This window comes from Vibrio sp. HENC-03, assembly GCF_000305755.2.
GTDB classification, from domain to species: Bacteria; Pseudomonadota; Gammaproteobacteria; order Enterobacterales; family Vibrionaceae; genus Vibrio; species Vibrio owensii.
Genome location: NZ_JH976097.1, coordinates 1 through 223 on the forward strand (window position 1 = coordinate 1; position 223 = coordinate 223).

Annotated in this window: 1 protein-coding gene; it reads left to right on the forward strand. The window is 52.0% G+C overall.

What is annotated here, in order from left to right; translation table 11 throughout:
* Positions 1–223: GTP-binding protein (locus VCHENC03_RS0125620; RefSeq protein WP_032802467.1), on the forward strand; the 223-nt coding region annotated here is incomplete at both ends.

The following is a 223-nucleotide window of genomic DNA, read 5'->3' on the forward strand; positions in this document are numbered from 1 at the left end:
GCGTGAGCGCGGTATCACAATCGCTACTTCTCACGTAGAGTACGACACTCCAACTCGCCACTACGCACACGTAGACTGTCCAGGACACGCGGATTATGTTAAAAACATGATCACTGGTGCTGCACAGATGGACGGTGGTATCCTAGTTGTTGCTGCGACAGATGGTCCAATGCCACAAACTCGTGAGCACATCCTACTAGGCCGTCAGGTTGGTATCCCATAC